22 protein-coding genes and 1 pseudogene are annotated in these 23,959 nt (G+C 40.5%); 14 read left to right on the top strand and 9 right to left on the bottom strand.

Features of this window, described 5'->3' with window-relative positions; translation table 11 throughout:
- Positions 1-4 precede the first annotated feature (4 nt).
- On the bottom strand, positions 5-1,219 hold the full coding sequence (locus HCZ11_RS12880; protein WP_130051730.1) for an acetate kinase: 1,215 nt from the start codon (positions 1,217-1,219) through the stop codon (positions 5-7).
- Between the two features lie 290 nt (positions 1,220-1,509).
- Between HCZ11_RS12880 and yfbV the strand changes: the two genes are divergently transcribed.
- Positions 1,510-1,956, top strand: a complete 447-nt coding sequence (gene yfbV, locus HCZ11_RS12875) for a terminus macrodomain insulation protein YfbV (protein ID WP_130052297.1) — start codon at positions 1,510-1,512, stop codon at positions 1,954-1,956.
- Here yfbV and HCZ11_RS12870 read toward each other — a convergent pair.
- From HCZ11_RS12870 to xthA, 3 genes are read right to left on the bottom strand one after another with little or no spacing between them, the layout of a single operon-like run.
- Positions 1,953-2,750 carry a putative RNA methyltransferase gene (locus tag HCZ11_RS12870; protein ID WP_130051729.1) on the bottom strand — a complete coding sequence of 266 codons (798 nt, stop codon included), beginning with the start codon at positions 2,748-2,750 and terminating at the stop codon, positions 1,953-1,955. The genes yfbV and HCZ11_RS12870 overlap by 4 nt on opposite strands.
- Entirely contained in the window at positions 2,747-3,397 is a 651-nt protein-coding gene (locus HCZ11_RS12865; protein ID WP_167658598.1) for an energy-coupling factor ABC transporter permease, read from the bottom strand. Before HCZ11_RS12865 ends, HCZ11_RS12870 begins: the two co-directional genes overlap by 4 nt.
- Positions 3,394-4,203 (bottom strand): exodeoxyribonuclease III, encoded by an 810-nt coding sequence (xthA, locus tag HCZ11_RS12860; RefSeq protein WP_167658597.1) that lies wholly within the window; start codon positions 4,201-4,203, stop codon positions 3,394-3,396. Before xthA ends, HCZ11_RS12865 begins: the two co-directional genes overlap by 4 nt.
- Before the next feature lie 243 nt (positions 4,204-4,446).
- On the opposite strand from xthA, the gene HCZ11_RS12855 reads away from it, so the two are divergent.
- The 4 genes from HCZ11_RS12855 (at position 4,447) to rluB (ending at position 7,196) form a co-directional block, all read left to right on the top strand.
- On the top strand, positions 4,447-4,878 hold the full coding sequence (locus HCZ11_RS12855) for an exonuclease III (RefSeq protein ID WP_167658596.1): 432 nt from the start codon (positions 4,447-4,449) through the stop codon (positions 4,876-4,878).
- Between the two features lie 205 nt (positions 4,879-5,083).
- Complete coding sequence (locus tag HCZ11_RS12850) at positions 5,084-5,605, top strand: EF-hand domain-containing protein (RefSeq protein WP_130051725.1); 522 nt, start codon at positions 5,084-5,086, stop codon at positions 5,603-5,605.
- Positions 5,606-5,736: 131 nt separating this feature from the next.
- Positions 5,737-6,327, top strand: a complete 591-nt coding sequence (gene scpB / locus HCZ11_RS12845; protein WP_130051724.1) for an SMC-Scp complex subunit ScpB — start codon at positions 5,737-5,739, stop codon at positions 6,325-6,327.
- A complete protein-coding gene (gene rluB / locus HCZ11_RS12840) occupies positions 6,324-7,196 on the top strand; it encodes a 23S rRNA pseudouridine(2605) synthase RluB (RefSeq protein WP_167658595.1) in 873 nt (290 codons plus the stop codon). The genes scpB and rluB overlap by 4 nt, the downstream gene beginning before the upstream one ends.
- 95 nt (positions 7,197-7,291) lie before the next feature.
- Here rluB and ald read toward each other — a convergent pair whose 3' ends face one another.
- The gene (gene ald / locus HCZ11_RS12835) at positions 7,292-8,413 is read right to left on the bottom strand and encodes an alanine dehydrogenase (RefSeq protein ID WP_130051722.1); all 1,122 of its coding nucleotides are present in this window, start codon (positions 8,411-8,413) and stop codon (positions 7,292-7,294) included.
- A 142-nt stretch (positions 8,414-8,555) separates the two neighbouring features.
- Here ald and lrp point away from each other — a divergent pair, with 142 nt between their 5' ends.
- From lrp to HCZ11_RS12800, 7 genes are all read left to right on the top strand, one after another.
- Entirely contained in the window at positions 8,556-9,035 is a 480-nt protein-coding gene (gene lrp, locus HCZ11_RS12830) for a leucine-responsive transcriptional regulator Lrp (protein ID WP_130051721.1), read from the top strand.
- Between the two features lie 141 nt (positions 9,036-9,176).
- Positions 9,177-11,669 (top strand): DNA translocase FtsK, encoded by a 2,493-nt coding sequence (locus tag HCZ11_RS12825; RefSeq protein ID WP_130051720.1) that lies wholly within the window; start codon positions 9,177-9,179, stop codon positions 11,667-11,669.
- The gene (lolA, locus tag HCZ11_RS12820) at positions 11,669-12,295 is read left to right on the top strand and encodes an outer membrane lipoprotein chaperone LolA (protein ID WP_167658594.1); all 627 of its coding nucleotides are present in this window, start codon (positions 11,669-11,671) and stop codon (positions 12,293-12,295) included. The genes HCZ11_RS12825 and lolA overlap by 1 nt, the downstream gene beginning before the upstream one ends.
- A gap of 3 nt (positions 12,296-12,298) precedes the next feature.
- The gene (locus HCZ11_RS12815; RefSeq protein WP_167658593.1) at positions 12,299-13,636 is read left to right on the top strand and encodes a replication-associated recombination protein A; all 1,338 of its coding nucleotides are present in this window, start codon (positions 12,299-12,301) and stop codon (positions 13,634-13,636) included.
- Positions 13,629-14,015: a fluoride efflux transporter CrcB gene (gene crcB, locus HCZ11_RS12810; RefSeq protein ID WP_130051717.1), complete on the top strand. Its 387-nt coding sequence runs from the start codon at positions 13,629-13,631 to the stop codon at positions 14,013-14,015. The genes HCZ11_RS12815 and crcB overlap by 8 nt, the downstream gene beginning before the upstream one ends.
- 9 nt (positions 14,016-14,024) lie before the next feature.
- Entirely contained in the window at positions 14,025-15,329 is a 1,305-nt protein-coding gene (gene serS, locus HCZ11_RS12805) for a serine--tRNA ligase (protein WP_130051716.1), read from the top strand.
- A gap of 160 nt (positions 15,330-15,489) precedes the next feature.
- Entirely contained in the window at positions 15,490-16,812 is a 1,323-nt protein-coding gene (locus tag HCZ11_RS12800; protein WP_167658592.1) for an AarF/ABC1/UbiB kinase family protein, read from the top strand.
- Positions 16,813-16,892: 80 nt separating this feature from the next.
- Here HCZ11_RS12800 and HCZ11_RS12795 read toward each other — a convergent pair whose 3' ends face one another.
- From HCZ11_RS12795 to HCZ11_RS19670, 4 genes and pseudogenes are all read right to left on the bottom strand, one after another.
- A complete protein-coding gene (locus tag HCZ11_RS12795; protein WP_167658591.1) occupies positions 16,893-19,262 on the bottom strand; it encodes an arylsulfatase in 2,370 nt (789 codons plus the stop codon).
- A gap of 15 nt (positions 19,263-19,277) precedes the next feature.
- Positions 19,278-20,510: an anaerobic sulfatase maturase gene (locus HCZ11_RS12790; protein WP_167658590.1), complete on the bottom strand. Its 1,233-nt coding sequence runs from the start codon at positions 20,508-20,510 to the stop codon at positions 19,278-19,280.
- 661 nt (positions 20,511-21,171) lie between these two features.
- Positions 21,172-22,011 carry a methyl-accepting chemotaxis protein gene (locus tag HCZ11_RS19675; RefSeq protein ID WP_368484052.1) on the bottom strand — a complete coding sequence of 280 codons (840 nt, stop codon included), beginning with the start codon at positions 22,009-22,011 and terminating at the stop codon, positions 21,172-21,174.
- Positions 22,012-22,413, bottom strand: a pseudogene (locus HCZ11_RS19670) (PAS domain S-box protein); the annotation flags it as partial.
- An 850-nt stretch (positions 22,414-23,263) separates the two neighbouring features.
- Between HCZ11_RS19670 and HCZ11_RS12780 the strand changes: the two are divergent.
- On the top strand, positions 23,264-23,416 hold the full coding sequence (locus tag HCZ11_RS12780; RefSeq protein WP_167658588.1) for a hypothetical protein: 153 nt from the start codon (positions 23,264-23,266) through the stop codon (positions 23,414-23,416).
- The gene (locus HCZ11_RS12775; RefSeq protein ID WP_167658587.1) at positions 23,413-23,739 is read left to right on the top strand and encodes a DUF2314 domain-containing protein; all 327 of its coding nucleotides are present in this window, start codon (positions 23,413-23,415) and stop codon (positions 23,737-23,739) included. The genes HCZ11_RS12780 and HCZ11_RS12775 overlap by 4 nt, the downstream gene beginning before the upstream one ends.
- Positions 23,740-23,959 lie beyond the last annotated feature (220 nt).

The following is a 23,959-nucleotide window of genomic DNA, read 5'->3' as shown; positions in this document are numbered from 1 at the left end:
TTACTTAAGCCTCCTTTGCAATGCGGGCTGCATCGTTAGCAATAACCCATTCTTCATTTGTTGGGATCACAAACGCTTTAACATGCGCTTGGCCTTTTGAAATTAGGCCTTCTTTACCAAAGCGAGCAGCCAAGTTAGCAGCTTCATCACACTCAAGGCCTAAAAAGCCTAAGTGTGAAATCACTTTGTCACGAATGATGTCTGAGTTTTCACCAATGCCACCGGTAAAAATAAGCGCATCAAGGCGTTGCAGAGGCACCAAGAACGCAGCGATTTGTTTTGCTAAGCGGTAACAGAAAATATCGAGAGCAAGGTTTGCTTGTGGGTGGCCTTCAACAGCCGCTTCTTCAATAGTGCGACAGTCATTTGATAATTCACTAATGCCTAACAGACCACTTTGTTTATTCAACAAATCATCAATTTCTTGAACTGAATAATTAAGTTGTTGAGTCAAAAAGGTGAATAAACCAGGATCGATGCTACCACTGCGCGTACCCATGACTAAGCCTTCCAGTGGGGTAAGCCCCATACTGGTATCAACACTCTTACCATCTTTAATAGCGCACACAGAACAACCATTACCTAAATGCGCACTGATCACATTAGTTTGCTGGCGTTCTTTGCCGAGTAATTTCGCCGCTTCACCGGCAACATAATAATGGCTCGTGCCATGGAAACCATAACGTCTTACACCATGCTCTTTATAAAGCGAGTAAGGTAATGCATATAAGTAGGCAATTTTTGGCATAGTTTGATGAAACGCAGTATCAAACACCGCAATTTGTGGTAGTGTCGAGAACGCTTGCTGTGCGGTGCGAATACCTAATAAATTCGCTGGATTATGTAAAGGCGCTAATGCTGCCGTTTTCTCGATTTCTATTAATACGTCATTATCAATTAATACTGACTCGGTAAAATGTTCGCCACCATGTACGACCCTATGGCCCACGGCAACTAACTTATCCTCAAGACCTAAGTTTTTGACCAGGTAAACAAGTTTATTAATTGCTGCATCATGGGCTTGTCCTTTTGCAAGTTCAATAAGTTGTTTTTCACCATTATATTTATATTTTATTGAAGGCGTATCTGATCCAAGGCGTTCAGCTAACCCTGAAATAACTTCGTCAGAAGTGGTGGCATCTAAAATGGCAAATTTTAAACTCGAACTACCACAGTTTAGTACTAAAACGTGATGTGGTGAGCAAAGGTGCTTCGGCATAGCTAGGTCCTAAAAGTACGATATCAGTCAGTGTGTATTAAGGCTTGATAATTAGAATTCTTTGCCAGTATAGTAAATAAGTATTTTGTTGCTACACTTAACAAAGCTAGGCTGTAATTACACTAAAGTCTAGTTGACTTAAGCCGATAACATTTTATCTCATTTAGACTTTAAACGTTAGTCTCATTGCCATTAATTTGGTATTAGAACTAGGACAGGTTTTGCAGGGATTGTATCCGGGAGTGTGTTACACTCGGTTGTGAAACGAGATGAAAACCCTAGGAGTGATGATGCAAAAAGGTGTCATGTCACAAGTGCAAACAGGTCGTCAGTACGCTAAAAAATGGCCGATGCGACAAGAGCTCGCTCCATTGTTTGCCGAATTTAGAGTGATCAAAGCTACTGATCTGGCAATTACTGTGATGCCAATTTTGGCAATGCTGACCGTATTCATGCAAGTTAATTACTTGGGCAGTGATTATTTTCCCCAAGCTATCACTATTGCGCTATTCTTTTTGTCACTTCCGCTGCAAGGTTTGTTGTGGTTAGGAAGACGTGCTCAAACCAGATTAGAACCAGCGATGCTAAGTTGGTATACAGAATTGCACAGTAAAATGAAGGCGCATGGTTATCAGTCACAATTAACGACTGAAAAACCACGCTATATAGATTTAGCTCAACTGTTAAAGGATATGTTCGAAAAAATGGACAAAGCCTTCACTAAAGAGCATTTTTAATCCCGAATAAACTGGCTCACATAAAACGATAACGTAATTTTTTGTGGGCCTTGCTGCTCTATCTGCTGCCAATGCTCTGGGCGAAACTTCCATGCAAACGGCGTCATCATAATTAAATGTTTAATCTCATCGACAGATAACAACACCTGTTGCTCTAGTAAATTCGTCGACTCTTTGCTGAAACCCGCTGGTGGTTCTATCTCTGTATGTGGTTTAACATCGGAATAAATAAATGCTTTTAACTCTTTTAGGTGCCAAGGGCCAGGGCTTGCAACAATTAAGCTAGCTTGTGGTTTGGCAAGGCGGGCAAGTTCTTGTGCAAATAGTGGTGCAAACACACTAACAAGCACATCCGCTTTGGCATCTGCAAAAGGGGCTTGGCTAATTGAGGCAACGCTAAAATGCGCATTTTCATATCGCTTAGCAGCGTATTTTACCGCGGGTTTCGAAATATCGACACCATAGACATCGGCACTCGATTGCGTTGCTATTGCTTGAGTGTAAAAGCCTTCACCACAGCCTAAATCAATCACTGAAGTTGGTTCGAGTGATGTCACTAAATCTGCTAAAGCTTGCTGTAAAAACAAATAGTGCCCGGCACTTAAAAATGCGCGGCGAGCCTGCACCATTTCAAGGTTATCTCCTGGTTGTTTAGACTTTTTATTTTGCACGGGAAGTAAATTGACATAACCCTCTTTGGCGATATCAAAACTGTGATTGTTGTCACAACGGTAAGTTTTGTCGGTTAGAGTAAGTTCAAGTTTGCAAAGCGGGCAGTGATAGTGAAGACTCATGAGTCTAAATAGTCCTTATCATAAAAGGTTTTAACCCAGTGAGGGCGATAGGTGATCATCAAGGTAATAGCCATGCCATTGAGCATTGCTTCAGGAAACCAAATTATGGCACAAAGAATCAGATAGTTTTCTGAAATTTCAATAAAACTGTAATCACCAAGCAAGTAATAAAACACACCACTGGTAAGTATTTTGATACAGGCAATAACAGCAGCGGTTAAAAACGCGCATAAAAAGATATAAATAAAAAAGTGCCTTGGCAGATAGCTATAGCAAAGCACAAAACACAAATAGCTTAACGTAACTGGTAAAAAAGCAGTAAACAATAAATGCACTGGCAGTATTGATACTGGCAGCTGAGCGACTAATACCAAGAGTAAACTTGCAAGAAGGCTTGCAAAAATGGCCAGTCGCCAACCTAAAATCAGGGTCACTGCAGTGACCCCTAAAATATGCAATTCGAGGCCTGGCAATATCCCCGCTTTAATACGCCACAGTACTGCAAGTACTAAAGCACAAGCGAGTACACCAACTTGTCTTATTGGTGTTGCCAATAATTGTGATGCGCTTTGTTTATCGAAACTCAGCCAAAGTATTAAAGCCACACAGCTCCACAAAGGGAGCTGCCATTGCATAGTGTCTATCATGCGTTAAAAGTTGACCAAATAGGGGCATGATCAGATGGCTTTTCGATACCACGTAATTCGTAATCGATGCCAGACTCAACACAACGTTTAGCAAGCGCTGGAGTTGCTAAGATCACATCAATACGTAAACCGCGGTTGTCATCAAAACCTTTTGAGCGGTAATCAAACCACGAATATTGCTCGGTTTTTTCTGGGTAAAGCTCTCGGAATGTATCTTTAAAGCCCCAGTTTAATAAAGTGCTTAGCCATTCACGCTCTTCTGGTTGGAACGAACACTTACCTGTTTTTAACCAGCGCTTACGGTTTGGTTCACCAATACCAATGTCGAGATCGGTCGGTGAAATATTAATGTCGCCCATCACGATAACATCTTGCTCAGGCGTGTGGTTATCTTCTAAATGGGTCATTAAATCTTTGTAGAACTGACGCTTATATGGGAACTTGGTTTCGTGGGCAATATTATCGCCTTGCGGGAAATAGCCATTCATCACCGTTAATTCACGGCCATTTTCTTGTGTCACAGTAACACTGATCATACGGCGCTGTGACTCGTCAGTATCGGTTGCAAAGCCTTTAACGACTGATTTTGGTTCTTGCTTACATAACATAGCCACGCCGTAGTGCGCTTTTTGACCGTGAAAATAAACGTGATAACCCATTTTTTGCACGTCTTCGAGAGGGAAGGCCTCATCATGCACTTTGATTTCTTGTAAGCCAATAATATCTGGTTGATGTTTATCAATTACGGCTTGCAACTGGTGTAAACGGGCGCGCAGGCCGTTAATGTTGAATGAGATTACCTTCATGGTGCACCTATTATTTTTGTTTCAGTGTTTAGCGCAATTCTATCATCAAACTAGGGCTTATTCATGAGCTAATTACGAAAATCAAATTGGGTAAATGTTGATCAATTGCTGCTTAATTTAAAAACATTGTTAACTCACTATTAATTATTAAATTAAATAAATAATTCAGTTGATCTACTTATTTTTGTTTATATAATGCGCGCAAACCATCCGTTCATATTATGTACTATTTAAAGGTAAACCATGAAAAAACAATTAGTGATGCTTTCTCTTGCATGTATCTCATTTGGCTCATTAGCAAGCAACCCGCACTACTTTTCAGCTGATAACCGTATTGAATCAAAGTTATGTAGCTTAAGTGCGAACGAAGGGTTTACCGCTGCACGTAAAGAAGCAGCAAAGCATGGCATTTCAATGTCACGTTTTTCAAAAAGCATTTTATGTAACGGTACTGACATCCGTGACATTGCTAAAAAAGCACAATCACAAGAAGCAGCTAAAGCAGCTGTTGAAGTGTTTGCTAAAAATGAGCAAAAAGAAACTCAACTTTGTATCACAGCACTTAAAAAAGGTTTAACACCTGTGCGTGAAAAAATTGGTAACTTAAATACTTTAAAATGTAATGGCGAAGCTGTAACAGACTTCGTTAAGCGTTACCAAAACGCAGCTATCTAATAGCGATATTATGGCTATATGGAAAAGCGCTCTTATGAGCGCTTTTTTTATGAAAAAATTACAGCAAGCTATGAAAAGCTTGCTAAATCATAGGCTTAACCTTAGCTTAACTGTTTTGTAAGTGCTTGATTTTAGTCAGTAAGACATTTTGGCATTCAACTTGTAATAGTCGAAGTGAATCTAATCGACTACAAGGAAATGTCTTATGAACAAGTTAACTCTAGCATCAACAATTTTGGCAGCATTAAGCCTATCAGCATGTTCTGCAAGTAACTCTTTAGCAAAAATCGACAGTGATTTTGGTAGCCTAGATAATGACAATGACGGTTATATCTCTAAAGTAGAAGCTGATGACGATGCAATTTGGGATCATTTTTCAAATATCGATACCAACATGGATGAGCAAATTAGCCGCACTGAATTTAATACTTATATGCAGTTAAATACAGGTAAAGTGGCAACTGATAGCGAGGTGTCTGAATCAGCATTTAAAGCAGAAATCGCTAGATTTGACCGCATCGAAAATGACTTTAAATCGTTAGATAACGATAAAAATGGTTATGTATCAATTGAAGAAGCAGATGACGACGACATCGCAAATCATTTTGGCTATATGGATAGCAACAAAGATAAGCGTGTAAGTCGTACTGAATTTATCAACTACATTAGCAAATATGGCAGCGATGTTGCCGAAGATGATGCCCTTGAAATGGTTAAAAACAGCTAATTTCATTATTCATTTTTGAAATATCCCCCAAAGCCAGTGTTTTACACTGGCTTTTTTATAATAATTTTTCCAACCTTGGCTGACTTCTGTCATAATAGAGCGTTAGTGATTTAAAATGACCTTTAGTAACGATGGCCACAAAACGTATCAGTGATGAACAGTTAGTCGAAATCATAGAAGCTGCGATTTTTGTTGCTGGAAAACCCGTGTCTAAACGGCATTTAAAAGAAACAGTATTAGCTGATTTAAGCGTATCTATGCCACGCATTAATAATGCAATTGAACAGATTCAAACGCATTATCAAACCAGAGGTATCAAGCTTGTTGCAGTAGGTAGCGGTTATAGATTTCAGGCCTGTGCGAGTTTAGCACCTTGGCTGGCAAACTTATGGCAAGAGCGCGCACCTAAATACTCAAGAGCACTATTAGAAACTTTATCCTTGATTGCCTACAGGCAACCTATTACCCGTGGTGAAATTGAACAAGTACGGGGAGTAACCGTTGGCTCAGGGATTATTAAAACCTTATTAGAAAGAGAGTGGGTAAGGGTTGTGGGCCACAAAGAAGTGCCAGGTCGCCCTGCTTTGTATGCAACAACATCCGCTTTCTTAGACTATTTTTCATTAGCTGGTTTAGATGAATTACCACCATTACCTGAACTTCAGGAGAGTAAAATCAACCAGCTATTGAGCGATCCTTCTGTGAGAGAACTATCTGAATGAGTAATTTAGAAACTGAAAAGTTACAAAAAGTATTAGCCCGTGCAGGCGTGGGTTCACGTCGTGAAATGGAAAAATACATCGATGCCAACCGCGTGAGCGTGAATGGTAAAGTGGCGCGTTTAGGCGACCGTGTAGAAACAACCGATGTGATTCGTGTTGACGGTCACGTGGTAAAAATTGAAGACAAAGCTGACCGTATTTGTCGTGTACTTATGTATAACAAACCAGAAGGTGAGTTATGTACACGTAAAGATCCGGAAGGCCGCCGTACGGTATTTGATCGCTTACCACGTGTTGATGGCGAGCGCTGGATAGCGGTAGGTCGTTTAGATATTAATACCGCAGGTTTAATGCTGTTCACCAATGACGGTGAACTTGCAAATCGTTTAATGCACCCAAGTTACGAAGTAGAGCGTGAATACTCTGCTCGTGTATTTGGCGAAGTAACTAATGATACGCTGCGCACTTTAACAAAAGGTGTTGAACTTGATGATGGCCCTGCAAAATTCTTGAACATCAAACCTATAGGTGGTGAGGGGATCAATCGTTGGTTCAATGTCACATTAACTGAAGGTCGTAACCGCGAAGTACGTCGTTTATGGCAATCACAAGATGTTGAAGTATCGCGTCTTATCCGTATTCGTTACGGTAAGTTAGAGCTTGATAAGCGCTTACCTCAAGGTGGTTGGGCTGAGCTTGATTTAGATACGGTAAACTATTTACGTAAAACAGTACAACTAGGCCGCGAAACGCAAACTAAGCTGTCGGTTATTCCTGAAAAGCGTAAAGACAAGCGTGCTAAAATTAACCAAATTCGTAAGGCGGTTAAAAAGCACAATCAACGCGCTAAACAAACTAAACGTCGTTAATCAATAATATAGCGGTTTGCAGATAAAGCGATTTATTTGCAAACTGGCATAAAAAAAGCAGCGATATCGCTGCTTTTTTTGTTTCACAATGCTAATTAAGCATTTTCAACAGCTGTACGTGGGTCAACATATTCCATGTTGAAAGCTTCAGCTACTTCTTTATAAGTAACTTGGCCTTTGATCACGTTTAAGCCTTTTAAGAAGTTTGCATCGTCAAGAAGTGCTTTCTTGTAGCCTTTGTTAGCAAGGTTGATGATGAAAGGTAATGTTGCGTTGTTAAGTGCAAACGTCGAAGTACGTGGTACAGCACCTGGCATGTTAGCAACACAGTAGTGAACAACTTCATCAACGATGAAAGTAGGATCAGCATGAGTTGTCGCTTTAGAAGTTGCGATACAACCACCTTGGTCGATTGCAACGTCAACGATTGCAGAACCAGGTTTCATTGCTTTGATGTGCTCAGCCGTTACTAGTTTAGGCGCTGCAGCACCAGGGATTAATACGCCACCGATCACAAGGTCAGCTTCTAGTACGTGTTTTTCTAACGCGTCAGCTGTAGAGTAGATAGCTTTAACTTTATTACCGAACTGCGCATCTAATGCACGTAATACATCGATGTTACGGTCAAGAACAACAACATCAGCACCTAGGCCAACAGCCATTTGCGCTGCGCTACGACCAACCATGCCGCCGCCGATAACAACTACTTTAGCTGGCTCAACACCTGGTACACCACCAAGTAACATACCACGGCCGTGGTTTGCTTTTTCAAGCGCTTGTGCACCAGCTTGAATAGACATACGACCTGCAACTTCACTCATAGGAGCTAGAAGTGGTAAACCGCCACGTGAATCAGTTACTGTTTCGTAAGCGATACATACTGCGCCACTTTTAACAAGGTCTTCAGTTTGTGGAAGATCCGGTGCTAAGTGAAGGTAAGTAAATAGAATTTGGTCTTCGCGTAACATAGCACGCTCAACAGCTTGTGGCTCTTTTACTTTAACGATCATTTCAGCTTTAGCAAAAACGTCTGCTGCTGTTGGTAAAATTTCAGCACCAGCCGCAATATAATCTTCGTTCGTAAAGCCAATGCCCATACCAGCATCAGTCTCAACAAACACTTGGTGGCCATGGTTTACTAGTTCACGAACACTCGCAGGAACCATACCTACACGGTATTCATGGTTTTTGATTTCTTTAGGTACACCAATAATCATAGTTTTTCGCCTTAATAGAACGGGATAAAATTTTTGACTATTATATTCATGACTAGCCAGTGTGTCTCACCTTTTTTTAATGCATTTCTAGTGATATAATCTAAAAATAACTTAAAAACAGTGCAAAACTCTGGTTTGGCTTATGCATCAATTACTCGACAGAATAGACCGTAAAATATTAATGGAATTACAGCACGATGGTCGGATCTCTAACGTAGAGCTGGCAAGGCGTGTAGGGCTAAGTGCCACCCCGTGTTTAGAGCGTGTAAAAAAGCTTGAAAGGGAGGGGTATATACTCGGATATAAAGCGGTAGTAGATCCTGCTAAGCTTGGGCAGGGTTTATCCGTTTATGTAGAAGTGACCATCACCAAAACATCACCTGATGTGTTCGAAGAGTTTAACGCCGCTGTTAAAAAGCACGACGAAATTATTGAATGTCACTTGGTGTCGGGTAATTTCGACTTTTTATTAAAAACGCGGGTAAATGATATGTCGGAATATCGAAATGTACTAGGCGATATTCTACTAAAACTACCTAATGTCAGTGAAAGCCGAACGTATGTGGTAATGGAAGAAGTAAAAGGTGAAGAAGGGGTCATTATTCGCCCATATATTGCTTAAACTGTTAAAATACACATAGAGTAACAAAAACTTGTTCATTATCAGTCCATCAAGGCTAAGATAAAGTGCATCAAACGGCATTTCCTGCTAAGGTATTTCACTGCTAATCGATCAGTAAAGAATAATAAGGAATAGGGAGCTATGCGCCTAAATGGTGTTCAAAGACTGTTAGAAACGGGGCTAATCATCAGCACCTTTGCTGCAGTATTTATTTTATGTGCATTAATCAGTTTTGATCCTGCCGACCCTTCATGGTCGCAAACCGGTGAATTTGTTAATGTTAAGAATATTACCGGCACTGCGGGGGCCTGGGTTGCAGATATCCTATTACTCACTTTTGGCTGGCTTGCTTATTTAGTCCCTGTTGCTATTCAATTATTTGGTTATTTATTGTTTAAACAGCCACATCGTATTTTTCAGCTTGATTACACCACACTTGCCTTACGTGTCATTGGCTTTGCGCTGTTTATTACTTCAGCGACTGCCATTAGCAGCATTAACTTCGACGATATTTATAACTTCTCATCTGGTGGGGTAGTAGGGGATGTCATTGCAACAGCAATGATGCCGACCTTTAATTTTACCGGCACCTCGATTCTATTACTGTGCTTTTTCTTTGCTGGATTAACCCTATTAACGGGGATTTCTTGGGTACAATTTGTCGATTTTGTCGGCAAGTGGGTAATGAAATTATTCTACTTTTTACGTGAGCAATTTTCTGCTTGGATGCACCGTGAAAAAGAAGCAGTTAAAGATGTCGCCACCACAGAGCCTGACGCCAACTTTGTAGAACCAGAAAACGAGCCAGCTATTAGCTTCAATGATGCTGATGAAGATGAGCCAAAAGCGACCAAGCAACAGCAAAAGTCTGCTGAAAAAGCAGATGAAGACTTCAAAGGCTTTGATGAGCTTGATGATATTCTTGACCAAGAAATTGGATTCAGTGCTCTTGATGATGAATCATTCGATACTGTATCGGCACTTAATGCGCTTGATCAGAGCCCTGTAGTAGAGCAAGAAAAGCCTGTAACAACGGTTGTTTCGCCTGCTCGCCCAATGCCTAAACCAAAACCTGCGTATCAGCCACCACCAACAGCGAAAGAAAAATTCGAAGCCTTGCTCGAAGAGCAACCGCCTGTAAATCCGTTACCATCGCTGGATTTATTAGATCGTCCAGATAAAGCGAAAAACCCATTATCACAAGAAGAATTAGATGGTATTTCTCGTTTAGTTGAAACCAAATTACTTGATTTTAACATCCAAGCTGCGGTTGTGGGTGTATACCCAGGTCCGGTTGTAACGCGTTTTGAGCTTGATTTAGCGCCGGGTATTAAAGTAGCTAAAATCACTGGCTTAGCTAAAGATTTAGCGCGTTCACTCTCTGCAGTAAGCGTACGTGTTGTAGAAGTTATTCCGGGTAAAACTTATGTTGGTTTAGAGTTACCTAACAAACATCGTGAAATCGTGCGTTTAAGTGAAGTTATTAACGCACCTAAATTTGAATCAAACCCATCACCACTGACTATGGTGTTAGGTAAAGACATTGCTGGCGAGCCAGTGTGTGCTGACCTTGGCAAAATGCCACATTTACTTGTTGCGGGTACAACTGGTTCAGGTAAGTCAGTGGGCGTTAATGTAATGATATTAAGCTTACTATACAAATCGGGCCCTGATGATGTTCGTATGATCATGATCGACCCGAAAATGCTTGAACTTTCTGTGTACGAAGGCATCCCACATTTATTATGTGAAGTTGTTACTGACATGAAAGAAGCAGCCAATGCATTGCGTTGGTGTGTAGGCGAAATGGAACGTCGTTATAAGCTGATGTCGGCACTTGGGGTGCGTAACTTAAAAGGTTACAACCAAAAAGTGTTGGATGCCAAAGAAGCGGGTCAACCAATTCTAGATCCACTGTTTAAAGATACCGACGGTATGGCCGATGGCCCTGAAGAGCTAGATAAACTACCAAGTATTGTGGTGGTTATTGACGAATTTGCCGACATGATGATGATCGTGGGTAAAAAAGTGGAAGAGCTGATTGCACGTATCGCACAAAAAGCCCGTGCTGCAGGTATTCACTTAGTGTTAGCAACACAACGCCCATCGGTTGACGTTATTACAGGTTTGATTAAAGCGAATATTCCAACACGTATGGCGTTCCAAGTTTCAAGTAAAATTGATTCGCGTACCATTTTAGATCAGCAAGGTGCTGAAAACTTACTTGGTATGGGTGACATGCTTTACTTACCGCCAGGTACTAGTGTACCAGTGCGTGTGCATGGCGCGTTTGTTGACGACCACGAAGTTCATGCGGTCGTAGATGATTGGAAAAAACGTGGCAAACCAAATTATATAGATGAAATTTTGAGTGGCGATGCCACAGAAGAAATTCTACTACCAGGAGAAACCAGTGAAGACGGTGATGAAGAGTCAGATCCGCTTTACGATGAAGCAGTATCATTTGTAATTGAAACCGGCAAAGTGTCGGTATCGAGTGTACAGCGTAAGCTTCGTGTAGGTTATAACCGCGCAGCTCGTTTAGTTGAACAAATGGAAACATCAGGCATTGTTAGCGCACCAGGACATAACGGTGCCCGCGAGGTCTTAGTGCCAAATGGTGGAGCAAATTAATGAAAAAGATTAAATACCTAGCCCTAATTGTGGGCTGTTTATTAAGCGGTCAAAGTTTTGCAGACGACAGCGAAGCATTGCAACAACAACTGGCTGCGATTAAAAGTTTTAAAGCAGAGTTTTCGCAGCAAGTTACCGATTCGCAAGGCGAAGCTATCATGCAAGGTGAAGGGAATATTGCTCTTCAACAACCTATGATGATCCGCTGGCAACAGCAAAGCCCAGACGATACCTTGTTTGTATCGAATGGCGACAAAACTTATTACTTCGATAGCTTTGCTGAGCAAGTAACGATTATGAATACCCACAGCTTGATTGATTCAACACCGTTTGTATTGTTGACCTCTAAAGATCCTGAGCAGTGGGCTAAATACCAAGTTGTGGCAACCGATGCAGGCTTTAGCGTAACACCAAACAAAGGCGTTGAGAGCCAAGTTGAAAAGTTAGACATTAGCTTTAATGCTAAAGAACAAGGCCTAGCATCACTGACAGTATTAGATACCTCTGGTCAGCAGTCTTTATTTACCTTTAAAGATGCTAAAGTAAACGAAGCACTTGCAACTCAAACCTTTGAATTTACCATTCCTGAGGGCGTTGAAGTTGACGACCAAAGCCAAGGTGATTAAGGCTTGAGTAATCTCGGATTTAACTTTGGTCCTGATGTGCGCCCACTTGCGGCGCGCATGCGACCCGAAACACTCAATGACTACATAGGTCAGCAGCACCTTTTAAGCCCCGATAAACCTCTTTACCAAGCCATTCTTGCAGGTCGATGCCACAGCCTCATTTTGTGGGGGCCGCCAGGCGTTGGTAAAACTACGTTAGCGCAAATTATTGCGAACCATGCCGATGCAAGCCTTATTCAAATGTCGGCGGTCACAGCAGGTGTCAAAGACATTCGTGAAGCGGTAAGCGAAGCAAAAGCAAATCTTGCAGGGCGAGGACAACGCACCTTACTGTTTGTCGACGAAGTGCATCGCTTTAATAAATCTCAGCAAGATGCATTCTTACCACATATTGAAGATGGTACTTTTATTTTTGTTGGCGCGACCACCGAAAACCCATCATTTGCACTTAATAACGCAATACTTTCTCGTGCCCGTGTTTATGTATTAAAAGCACTTAAGCAAGCCGATTTATTTACTGTGATTGAGCGCGCTTTACGCGAAGACGTTGAGCTAAGCCAAAAACACATTGAAATTGCCGATAACGCCAAACAAGCACTTTGCCAAGCAAGTGATGGCGATGCTCGTAAAGTGCTTAACTTACTAGAACAAGCTGTTGATTTAACCACTGAGCAGCAGGGCAAATACCTTGTTGATCAACATGTTTTAAGCCAAGTTCTACCAACTCACTTAGCCAAGTACGACAAAGGCGGCGATGAGTTCTACGACTTAATTTCAGCGTTTCATAAATCGGTGCGTGGTAGTTCTCCTGATGGCGCCTTATATTGGTACTGCCGAATTTTAGCAGGTGGCGGCGACCCGCTTTATGTGGCTAGGCGTTTATTAGCGATTGCCACAGAGGATATCGGCAATGCCGACCCACGTGCAATGGAAGTAGCACTAAATGCATGGGATATTTTTCAACGTGTTGGTCCAAGTGAAGGTGAGCGCGCTATAGCTCAGGCCACCATTTACTTAGCCAGCGCACCGAAAAGTAACGCGGTGTATATGGCGTTTAATCAAGCAATGCAAGATGCTAAAAATGAACCGAGTTATCCTGTGCCAGAGCATTTACGTAATGCGCCAACAAGTCTAATGAAAGATTTAGGCTATGGTGCAGAGTATCGTTATGCACACAATGAAGAAGGCGCATTTGCTGCTGGCGAGAAGTATTTCCCAGAAGCAATTCATGATCGTCAGTATTACTTCCCAACAGATCGCGGGCTTGAACAAAAAATAAAACAAAAGCTGGAATATTTAACCCAGCGCAACGAGCAAAGTGATATTAAACGTTATGAATAGTTTGAAACTTTACATGATGATTGCAATGGGTGGTGCTTCTGGGGCGTGTTTGCGCTATTTTCTTAGCGAAACCATGCTAAAACTGCTCGGTAGGGGATTCCCTTTTGGCACGTTGACAGTTAATATTCTTGGTTCATTGTTAATGGGCATATTATACGGCTTGATTGAAAAAGAAATAATCGCTGTTAGCCCCGCTAAAACCTTAATTGGTATTGGCTTTTTAGGTGCATTGACCACCTTTTCAACATTCTCAATGGATTCGTTGTTGCTAATGCAACAAGGTCACTTTTTTAAAATGGCCCTCAATATCACCTTAAACGTGGTGGTGTGTATATTTATGGCTTGGCTGGGCCTTCAGCTGGTAATGCAAAAAGGTTAAAAATCAAACATGTTAGATTCTAAATATTTACGTCAAGATATCGAACAAGCGGCTGCACGTTTAGCAACACGTGGTTTCGAACTTGATATTGCAGCGGTAACTGCACTTGAAGAAAAACGCAAAACATTACAAGTAAAAACGCAAGAACTTCAAAGCGAGCGTAATGCAAGTTCCAAAGCTATCGGCCAAGCAAAAGCGAAAGGCGAGCACGAGAAAGCACAACAGTTGCTTGATTCAGTAAGTACTCTTGGTGACCAACTAGACAGCGTTAAAGCAGAGCAAGACGCTGTATTAGAAGAGCTTAAGCAAATCGCGCTAGCTATTCCAAACTTACCTGATGAGTCTGTGCCAGTTGGTGAAGACGAAGAGCAAAACGTTGAAATTTTAACGTGGGGCACGCCTAAGTCATATGATTTTGAAGTAAAAGATCACGTAGATGTTGGTCAAGACGTAAACGGCCTAGACTTTGAAATGGGTGTTAAAATCAGTGGCGCACGTTTTACTGTTATGCGCGGCCAAGTGGCCCGTATGCACCGTGCTCTTACTCAGTTTATGCTTGATACGCACACAGAGCAAAATGGCTACACAGAAATGTATGTGCCTTACCTAGTAAATAGCGCAAGCTTATACGGTACAAGCCAATTACCTAAGTTTGCCGGTGACTTATTCCATACATTAGGTTTAGTGGATGACGACGGTCAGCAACAACCTGGTTTTAGCTTAATTCCAACTGCTGAAGTACCGCTTACAAATAGTGCCCGTGACGAAATCTACGACGAAAGCGATTTACCAATTCGCTTAACTGCTCACACACCATGTTTCCGTAGTGAAGCTGGTAGCTATGGTCGTGATACACGTGGTCTTATTCGTCAACACCAATTCGACAAAGTTGAATTAGTACAACTTGTAAAACCAGAAGATTCAATGCAAGCACTAGAAGAACTAACAGGTCACGCTGAGCAAATCTTACAAGCATTAGAGCTTCCTTACCGTAAAGTAATTTTATGTACGGGTGATATGGGCTTTGGCGCAGCAAAAACTTACGATTTAGAAGTTTGGTTACCTGCACAAAACACCTATCGTGAAATCTCATCATGTTCAAACATGGTTGATTTCCAAGCGCGTCGTATGCAAGCGCGTTTCCGTCGTCAAGGCGAGAAAAAGCCAGAGTTACTACACACACTAAACGGTTCAGGTTTAGCGGTTGGTCGTACACTTGTAGCAATCTTAGAGAACTACCAACAAGCTGACGGCTCGATTGTTGTTCCAGAAGTATTACGCCCATATATGGGTGGCTTAGAAGTTATTAAATAACTTTAATTATTCTGAGCTTTAAAGCCGCATCGGGAAACCATGCGGCTTTTTTGTTGGCTAAATTAAATAGAACAAAAGAGAGTAAAGCGATTAAGCTAAAGTCGATCTAAACCTCGACAATCAACGTATTCAAAGCATTAAGTTAATAGTGTGAAGCAATATGAGTAATAAACAAAAGTCTGTGCCAACATCACGGTTTTCACGCGCTGCTCGGCTTGGTTCTTTAGCTGGTAAAGTCGCGGGTAATATGTTGTTTGAAGGCACAAAAGCATGGGCTATGGGTAAGCAAACATCACGACAAGAGTTATTGTTACAGCCAAAAAATATTCAACGCTTTGCAGAGCAACTTGCAAACCTGCGTGGCGCAGCAATGAAATTGGGGCAGCTACTGTCTATGGACAGTGGCGAATTACTTACACCTGAGCTATCTGCAATCTTAGCAAGGCTGCGTGCAGAGGCGACAGCTATGCCGCAAAAGCAGCTAGTTAAAGTAATGCGTGAGCATTGGGGCAATGCATGGCTAGAGCACTTATCGCACTTTGAACTCAGACCATTTGCTGCAGCATCGATAGGGCAAGTGCATATTGCTTACCGAGAATCGGGCGAAAAACTAGCAGTTAAAGTTCAATACCCAGGTATTGCAAAAGGTATCGCCAGTGATGTTGATAACTTAGCTTACCTTCTTAAGCTCAGTGGCTTATTACCCAAAGAGGTAGAAATACAGCCTCTTATCGATGAAGCAAAACAACAGCTTATAAACGAAGCTGACTACGAATTAGAAGCTAATTATTTAAAACGCTACAGCGAGTGTTTAAAGGGTGACGACAATTACCTTATTCCAAATGTGGTAGATTCGCTTAGTTCTTCTCAAGTGTTAGTCATGAGCTTTGTTGAAGGACAAGAGCTAGATGAACTGGCAACCACAGAGCAAGCGCTACGTAATAAAGCGGTTGAACAGTTACTAAGCCTATTTTTACGTGAATTATTTAGCTTTAAACTAGTTCAAACAGATCCAAACTTTGCCAACTATCAATATCAAATCGACAATCAACGCTTAGTGCTTTTAGACTTTGGCGCTACCCGTGAGCTACCTCAGCATATTAGTGATGGCTACTTACAGTTATTATCTGCTGCAATAAATAATGACAGAGCAGGAGTTGCAACAGCTGCACAGCATATTGGCTATTTTCAACAAGGGCTAGCTCAAGAATATATAGATAATGTTGTCGAGATATTTCTACTTGCCTGCGAGCCACTGCGCCATCAAGGTGAGTATGATTTTGCAAATAGCGACTTACCAAAACGTATTAAAGAACTCGGCATAAAAATGAGTACAGCCTCTGAGGACTGGCACGCGCCCCCTGTAGATGCCTTATTTGTTCACAGAAAACTCGCAGGCCTGTTTTTAATCGCTGCAAAGCTAGGCGCAAAAGTGAATGTAAACAGTATTTTTGAAGAGTTTAAGCGGCAGAAGAGTAGATAATATATCAAAGTAGGTTAATCAAAAGTCCCGCAAATGAAATGCGGGACTCTTAGAGTTAACCTTTATCTATTGCATCTTATCTATTGAACAATAGAAGTCGTTACCTGTTCTATTTTTTTGTTAAAAGTAAAAGGGGCTTCATAGTCAAGACTTACGGCACCACCCTCATCTTCACCAATACCCACACCATCATCAAGTGAGAATAAGCTGGCAATTGTATTTGGGATCAGCTTTTTAGCTGCAAGTTTGCCGTTAACGTATAAGTATACATTACCACCTTTTCCTAAACCTGCGGCGTTCCCTTTACCCCCTTTGCCATCTTCATCATAACGAAACTCAACTTTGATCTCATTTTCACCTTTTTTGAGTTCCGAACCAGAGACTTTAGTATACTCATACGTCAACCAATTATACTCGAATGTTGGTACTCCGTTTTTAACAAATAAAGTCCAACCAGCGAAGTTACCGCCTTGTGCAATAACAACACCATTGGTGTTTTTCACATCATCAGTAATGACTTTTGCAACTAAATCAAAAGATTTATTTTTGATATTTAAAAAAGAGTTTTCAGGAATACCTTTAGCCCCTTCATATAAAGTCAAACTCTGTTTACCAAACATCGCATCGGGTCGGCCAGCTATTTCTGCATTCATACGCTCAAGCGTGCGGTCATCAATTGGGTAAACATGATTCTCTTGTGCTTCTTTATCGAAAAGCTTTTTCATTTCTTTGAGTTTCTTGGGGTACTTATCAGCTAAATTGTTAGAAAGAGACCAATCCTGTGTGGTGTCAAACAACTCCCACTCATCTTTTTGCAAGGTAGTGAAGTTCGCTGATGATTCGGTTAATGCCCAATGTGTAACCCTTGCTAACCAGCCATCTTTGTAAATAGCTCGATTACCAGCAAGCTCAAAGTATTGAACTTTGTGATCTGTTTCTGCATCGGGGTTGTTAAATGATTGCGCAAAACTCACCCCAGCCATAGGGATTTGCTTAATACCTTCGACTTTCTTAGGAAAAGGAAGTTTAGCTGTTTCTAATACTGTCGGAGCGATATCAACGACATGTGACCACTGGCTACGGATGTTTTGACCATTCTTTTTAATGCCATGAGGCCAACTTACTACCATGGCGTTTCGTGTACCGCCATAATCTGATGCCATGCCCTTAGTCCATACAAAAGGCGAATCACCAGCGACAGCCCAACCTGAAGCGTAATGTGGAAAACTTTCTGGCCCACCGAGTTTTTCGATATTTTCCAGAGCATATGAAGACGGTTCGTCAATGCCATTATAGAAAGCTAGCGAGTTGAAGCTACCATTTCTATTCCCCTCTGCACTTGCTCCATTGTCCCCTACGATGTAGAAAATTAGGGTGTTGTCGAACTCGCCATTTTTCTTAAGTGTTTCAACAACTCGACCTATTTCATGATCCGTATGTGCTAAATAGCCAGCATATACTTCCATTTGTCGTTCAAATACACGCTTTTCGTCAGCAGTGAGCGAATCCCATCTAGGAACAAAATCTGGCATGGGCGGCAGTACCGTATTTTTCGGAATAATGTTATTTGCTTTTTGTCGCTCAAATGTTTCTTGTCTCAATTTATCCCAGCCCATTGAGAACTTACCTTTGTACTTATCAATCCATTCTTTGGGAGCATGATGCGGCGCATGTACGGCGCCAGGCGCATAGTAAATAAAGAAGGGTTTATCGGCATTATAACTTTGCTCTAAATTTAGCCATTCAATGGTTTTGTCTGTCATATCCTCAGTAAAGTGATAATCTTTCTTACGTGGCGTTTTTATGCGAGTAATACCATCAATTAATACTGGTTGATACTGGTCCGTTTCCCCACCAAAAAAGCCATAAAACTTATCAAACCCGACTTCTTTCGGCCATAAGGTTTGAACCCCAGCTGGACCTGTTTCCCATGCTGGGATCTCATGGTTTTTACCAAACATAGCCGTGCTATAACCGTTGTATTTCAAAATTTTAGGTAATGCTGCGATGTAATTAGGTCTTACACCGGTATTTCCAGGAAAAGCTGTTGCCGTCTCGGCAATAGAGCCCATGTTATTTTGGTGATGATTACGTCCTGTTAATATTGCTGTGCGCGTAGCGGAGCTAACGCCAGTCGTATGGAATTGGTTATACATTAAGCCTTGTTTAGCCAGCGCACTTAGCGTTGGCATGTCAACAGCACCACCAAACAGTGATGACTGACTAAAACCAACATCATCGAGTAATATTACAAGTACATTGGGGGCTCCATCTGGTGCTTTCACACGGGATGTTGGATCTGGTCGCTGTACATCTCTAACATCTAATTGAGAGTAAGTTTGAGGTCTTACATCCGGAATTGGAAGCTGAGTTCTATCAGGTGTGTCAGCACTGGCTATATATGGAGTGAGTGCGCTAGTTAAAACCACTGATTTTTTAATTATATCCATTTAGTTTTATCCCTTTTAATTGTTAGAAGATTTCAGAATTAACGGACCATTTAATGCTTGCATGACATAACTAGCAGGGTAACCGTTAGCCAGTAATTGAGTCATAGCATGTAAATACTTTTGGATTGAGTTGAAAAAATGAAAATACCCGTCGCACAGAACATTCTCATACTCGCCAGTATCTGCAAGGTAACGATGTTTAGGGCAACCCCCATTACATAACTGACGAACATTACATTTTTTACATCGTTCAGATAAACGAGATTCTTTATTGAAAATATCTTTATTATTTGAAGCAATATCTTGAAAAGAACTCGTCATCACATTACCTATTTTTGACTCGGGATAAGCAACATGATCACAAAAATAAACGTCGCCATTAGCCTCTACTGCATAAGATGAGCCGCAATTTTTTGCGTGAATACAGTTAGGTGAGGGGTTACCAATATATTGAGTTAACGCCTGCTCAAAGTTTAAAATAAAAACCTCACCTACATCTTCTTTGATCCAAAGGTTAAATATATCGACAAGAAACTTTCCGTATTCCTTTGCATCTACAGCCCAAGAAAGTGGGTTATATTTATTTTGTTGGTAGGATTTAGCAGTAGAAAAAATGAGATTACTGGCAAAGTGCTGACCTCGAGATTGTTCATCTTTTGAGGGTAGTGATTCTACAACTGGGGAAAACTGAATATGTTTAATCTTATGCTTACGAAAAAAGGTATAAATTTCTTCACCATGTTGGCAATACTCTTTAGTAACACAAGCTAATACGTTGTATTGCACATTCATTTTCTGTAAAAGCTTAATCGCACTGAGGATCTCGTTGAATACGCTCTTACCTTGTTTAGTACGGTATTTTGCTTGTAGCCATTCGGGGCCATCTAAGCTAATTCCTACAAGAAAGTTATTTTCTCTAAAAAAACGACACCAATCGCTATTCAATTTGGAGCCATTAGTTTGGATGGTGTTTTTAATAACTTTTTGGCCTGCATATTTTCTTTGAAATTCGACAGCTTTTTCAAAAAAATTAAGCCCAACTAATGTGGGTTCACCGCCGTGCCAAGCAAATTCAACCTCGGGTGTGTTTTGACTATTAATGTAATTACGTACGTATGCTTCGAGAGTATCCTGTTGCATCGACTTATTAGATTTCAGAAGGGTATCTTTCTCTAAGTAAAAACAATATTCACAATCGTAATTACATTTTGAACCTACAACCTTGACGGTGGTATGAAGTCCACTCATAAATATTCCATTATCATGTATGTACCTTTTAAGGTTAGTACGAATTTATTTTTATACAACTGATATATATAAAAATTATAATTTTTATTCACAGCATTTATATAAATTGATGTATGGAAAGAAGAAAGTTCAGAAAAATTTTTAGCCCTCAGAAAGCCCAAATTGATTAGTTATTTTTGAGGGTTTGAAAAACCTTTTAAAGTAAAAGGCAGTGTGGGTTTCCAGAGTTTTACAAATTTGGATGTGCGCAATACACAGGGAAGTCCAATTAATAGAACTTAATCAAACTTGAAAGTCGCGAAATTTCATGAGCGGAACCTGAGGCGTAACTCATTTTTGTCCAGAAACAAGTTAGAGGGATTATCTGCAACTCGTTCATGAGAGTCTGTCATTTGTAGTGTAAACCTGTTCATCTAATCTATAAGGTCAGATATAAGCTATTACACCTTAATGAGACAAAAGTTTTTAAATTCACCCCTAATTGTTAAGATAATTGTATTAAAAGTCAAAAATCACAAAGTGGTTTGTTATAATCTAACTCATTCTAACACATGTTGCTGTGTACCATTGGCTGGGATGCCTTTTTTATCAATCAAAAGCACATTAAGCCATATCACACCCCAAGCTTTACCAATTCCTTATTGGTTCAATAATTTATATACTATGGAATATTAACCACTTCAATTTCATCTTTTTTATTATGACTGGTCTTATCAAACAATCCGTCTATATCCTTAATAAAAGAGAGTTGTGCATTTAGTGAGTCTGCAAGCTTACTCAATTCGGTTGACGTTGCCGAAGTCTCTTCAGCAGACGTTGCCGAGGTATGAATAGACTGTTCTATCTCGGATACATTTCTATAAATTTCATTCAGGTACTCAACCTGTTGATGTGAAGATTGGTCAAATACATTCAAGTCTCTAGTGATGTCATGCACTTCTGACAACACTTTTTCCATCAATTCAGAATTTACATCGGCAATTTTGTTGGCTTCAGCAACGGCAGTTACTGAGCGTTCAAGAAACTCTGCCGATTCACTAGCCGCTTGTGTACTTCTGCCAGCTAACGCTCTCACTTCATCCGCAACCACCGCAAACCCCCTACCGGTTTCTCCTGCCCTTGCTGCTTCAATTGAAGCATTTAGCGCTAGTAAATTGGTTTGCGAGGCAATATCTTCTATAACGTGGATAATATTGCTGATGGATTCGCTAGATGCATTTATTTCAGAAACGATTTCTTTAAGCTTTGTCATTTGCTCAACGGTTTCAGAAGAGGCTTGCTCGGATACTTTTGCTTTGCGCAGTGTTGTCTGAGCACTTTGTGCCGTTTTTTCTGCTTCTCGCAATACTTCCTCGGTAGAGGTGTTTATTTGTGTTAATGCCTCAGCCTGCTGTGAAGCACTAACTGTTAATCCATGACTTGCATCTTTTAGATTATTTGCTCCACTCACTAAGTTTCCACATAGCGATTCCACTTCATAATAAACATTCTGTAGCGCCACTTTCTCTGTAATATCTTGCACAACTTCAATATGGCCGTTTCTCTTACCTTGTGTGTCGACGATGTAACTTGTATCTACCCTAAAGTTTTTTCCCCACTGATTGAAAAAAGTAACAGGGTTGTTGTTACGTAAACAATGGACCCCACACTCATTTGTTCCGCAAATATTCGCCCCCCAATTAGAGCAATGCTTGCCTAAAACATCTTCTCTGTTAACACCTAGAGGACCTGTTGCAGCTTTATTGACAAACGTCCAAGACATCTCCATGTCGGTCACTGACAAAGGTAATGGGACTGCATCAATAATTTGTTCGTAAAATTGTGTTCTTTCACGATTGGTAACTAATTCTTTCCTCTGCAGATACAAGTTCACGCACAGTAAGCCCACAAGCAACCACAACATGGGATAGAAGATTGCAAATATAACTGAGAGAGCAGTGCTTGTTATTGCAATTACAGTGTGGAGTGAGCGCATATTTATGACCTTTAATATAAAACCGAAAAAGTTCGTGCTACATTTAAATCTAGCTAAGTATCATGAAAGTTCTAGTATACGTAAAATGGAAGACTTTGATCATGTTAGAAATGAATGTCAAGTATTTACTCTTATTTCACTGAGCCATTAGTACCTTCGTTATATCGTCTTGTTTTATTAAAACTTAAGTATTGAAAAGTATCTGGCTGAGGTATTTATGAAAAGACTAGTTTGCAAAAGGATTACTACTGTCACTACAGACAGTTTTGAGTCTCTTCTGAAATGACAAAGCTCTTTGATAGCTCATTACCCATTTAACTAGAATGTAAGGAAGGTGCTCATTGCACCAAAACGTGTTTAGGCGAATGCCTCAAAAGAGCGAACAGCGGTCATTGATAAAACTAACGTCAATAAACACATTGCATGACGATGACTCACTTTTATTCATGAATATGGCACGTTATGTGAATTCTTATTTGGCTCGATTATATAGATGTAAAAAACAACTGATTGATATTTAATGCTAAAAATTGAAAATTACATAACGGTCCTCTAATGGCGCGATTAAGCGATGGCTCGTTTATCTAAATCCAATTTTACATTGATAGGGCAAAAACCTACTGAAATATTAAATTAATAATTTATTAGCGTGCAAATATTAGGTTGTGGATAACTTCCTTAAATCGAAATGCGCACTAATAAGCTGTTAGGTGTGTCTTGGGCATTGGTGTTAATTTGAAAAAATATTTATTGGCCATAAGGGCTTGGAGGTGTTTCAGTGCAAGCTAATACGGCAGATGAACCGTTATTCAAAAACATAAACCGTGAAGACTCTGAAATACAAAAGGCGCACTCATTAGTTGCCGAGACGATTGATCAATTCGAACGATATGTAAGAGAACAGCGTAACGTAACATACATGGCGAAGTGAGATTTAGATATCCTGATTTATCAGAAGAACTTGATACTGACCAATTTTTATTTATGTGGCTTACGAATGTCTTTTATCATGAAGAAGAAAAGTTGTTTTCTGGTACATTTTTCGAAGTGCCAGAAGAAATACAAAAGTGGCATCAAGTAGGGCAAAGGTTAGGCTTTGAACACGATGATGTTTTTGATTGGGTGATTAATGATAATGGCAAAGTCAAAGCTATATTTACCATTCGTGTTAACCGCTCTCGGTTAAAAACAGACACTGAAAAGCTAGAGTTTGATGAGTATATTGGAATTTCTGAATATGAATCCATAATGTAAGCACACCTCTCCTTCATCTCTAACTCATTTTTGTCCAACTTCAAGTCAGTCGGATCTTAGTCGGAACATTTATTCCTATTTCCTAATAGAGTCGTTACTCAGTGCAGAACATAGTACTGAGTTTTAAAAGACATTTTTTGCTATTAGTTGAAAGCTGGTACTCAATTCATCCCAATTTAGTGCATCCTCTTTAGTACACCCCGCAGTCTTACTTTTGCAT

Origin of the sequence: Pseudoalteromonas sp. HF66 (assembly GCF_011806445.1) — a bacterium.
In the GTDB taxonomy this organism is placed as follows: Bacteria; Pseudomonadota; Gammaproteobacteria; order Enterobacterales; family Alteromonadaceae; genus Pseudoalteromonas; species Pseudoalteromonas apostichopi.
This window is presented reverse-complemented; position numbering and strand designations above follow the sequence as displayed.

Coding starts and splice junctions, on each gene's coding strand:
- HCZ11_RS12850 (WP_130051725.1), top strand. CDS start 5,084: ATGAACAAGTTAACTCTAGCATCAACAATTTTGGCAGCATTAAGCCTA.
- HCZ11_RS12865 (WP_167658598.1), bottom strand. CDS start 3,397: ATGATAGACACTATGCAATGGCAGCTCCCTTTGTGGAGCTGTGTGGCT.
- HCZ11_RS12825 (WP_130051720.1), top strand. CDS start 9,177: ATGCGCCTAAATGGTGTTCAAAGACTGTTAGAAACGGGGCTAATCATC.
- scpB (WP_130051724.1), top strand. CDS start 5,737: ATGGCCACAAAACGTATCAGTGATGAACAGTTAGTCGAAATCATAGAA.
- rluB (WP_167658595.1), top strand. CDS start 6,324: ATGAGTAATTTAGAAACTGAAAAGTTACAAAAAGTATTAGCCCGTGCA.
- HCZ11_RS12870 (WP_130051729.1), bottom strand. CDS start 2,750: ATGAGTCTTCACTATCACTGCCCGCTTTGCAAACTTGAACTTACTCTA.
- HCZ11_RS12800 (WP_167658592.1), top strand. CDS start 15,490: ATGAGTAATAAACAAAAGTCTGTGCCAACATCACGGTTTTCACGCGCT.
- xthA (WP_167658597.1), bottom strand. CDS start 4,203: ATGAAGGTAATCTCATTCAACATTAACGGCCTGCGCGCCCGTTTACAC.
- lolA (WP_167658594.1), top strand. CDS start 11,669: ATGAAAAAGATTAAATACCTAGCCCTAATTGTGGGCTGTTTATTAAGC.
- HCZ11_RS12795 (WP_167658591.1), bottom strand. CDS start 19,262: ATGGATATAATTAAAAAATCAGTGGTTTTAACTAGCGCACTCACTCCA.
- lrp (WP_130051721.1), top strand. CDS start 8,556: ATGCATCAATTACTCGACAGAATAGACCGTAAAATATTAATGGAATTA.
- serS (WP_130051716.1), top strand. CDS start 14,025: ATGTTAGATTCTAAATATTTACGTCAAGATATCGAACAAGCGGCTGCA.
- HCZ11_RS12855 (WP_167658596.1), top strand. CDS start 4,447: ATGAAAAAACAATTAGTGATGCTTTCTCTTGCATGTATCTCATTTGGC.
- HCZ11_RS12790 (WP_167658590.1), bottom strand. CDS start 20,510: ATGAGTGGACTTCATACCACCGTCAAGGTTGTAGGTTCAAAATGTAAT.
- yfbV (WP_130052297.1), top strand. CDS start 1,510: ATGCAAAAAGGTGTCATGTCACAAGTGCAAACAGGTCGTCAGTACGCT.
- ald (WP_130051722.1), bottom strand. CDS start 8,413: ATGATTATTGGTGTACCTAAAGAAATCAAAAACCATGAATACCGTGTA.
- HCZ11_RS12880 (WP_130051730.1), bottom strand. CDS start 1,219: ATGCCGAAGCACCTTTGCTCACCACATCACGTTTTAGTACTAAACTGT.
- crcB (WP_130051717.1), top strand. CDS start 13,629: ATGAATAGTTTGAAACTTTACATGATGATTGCAATGGGTGGTGCTTCT.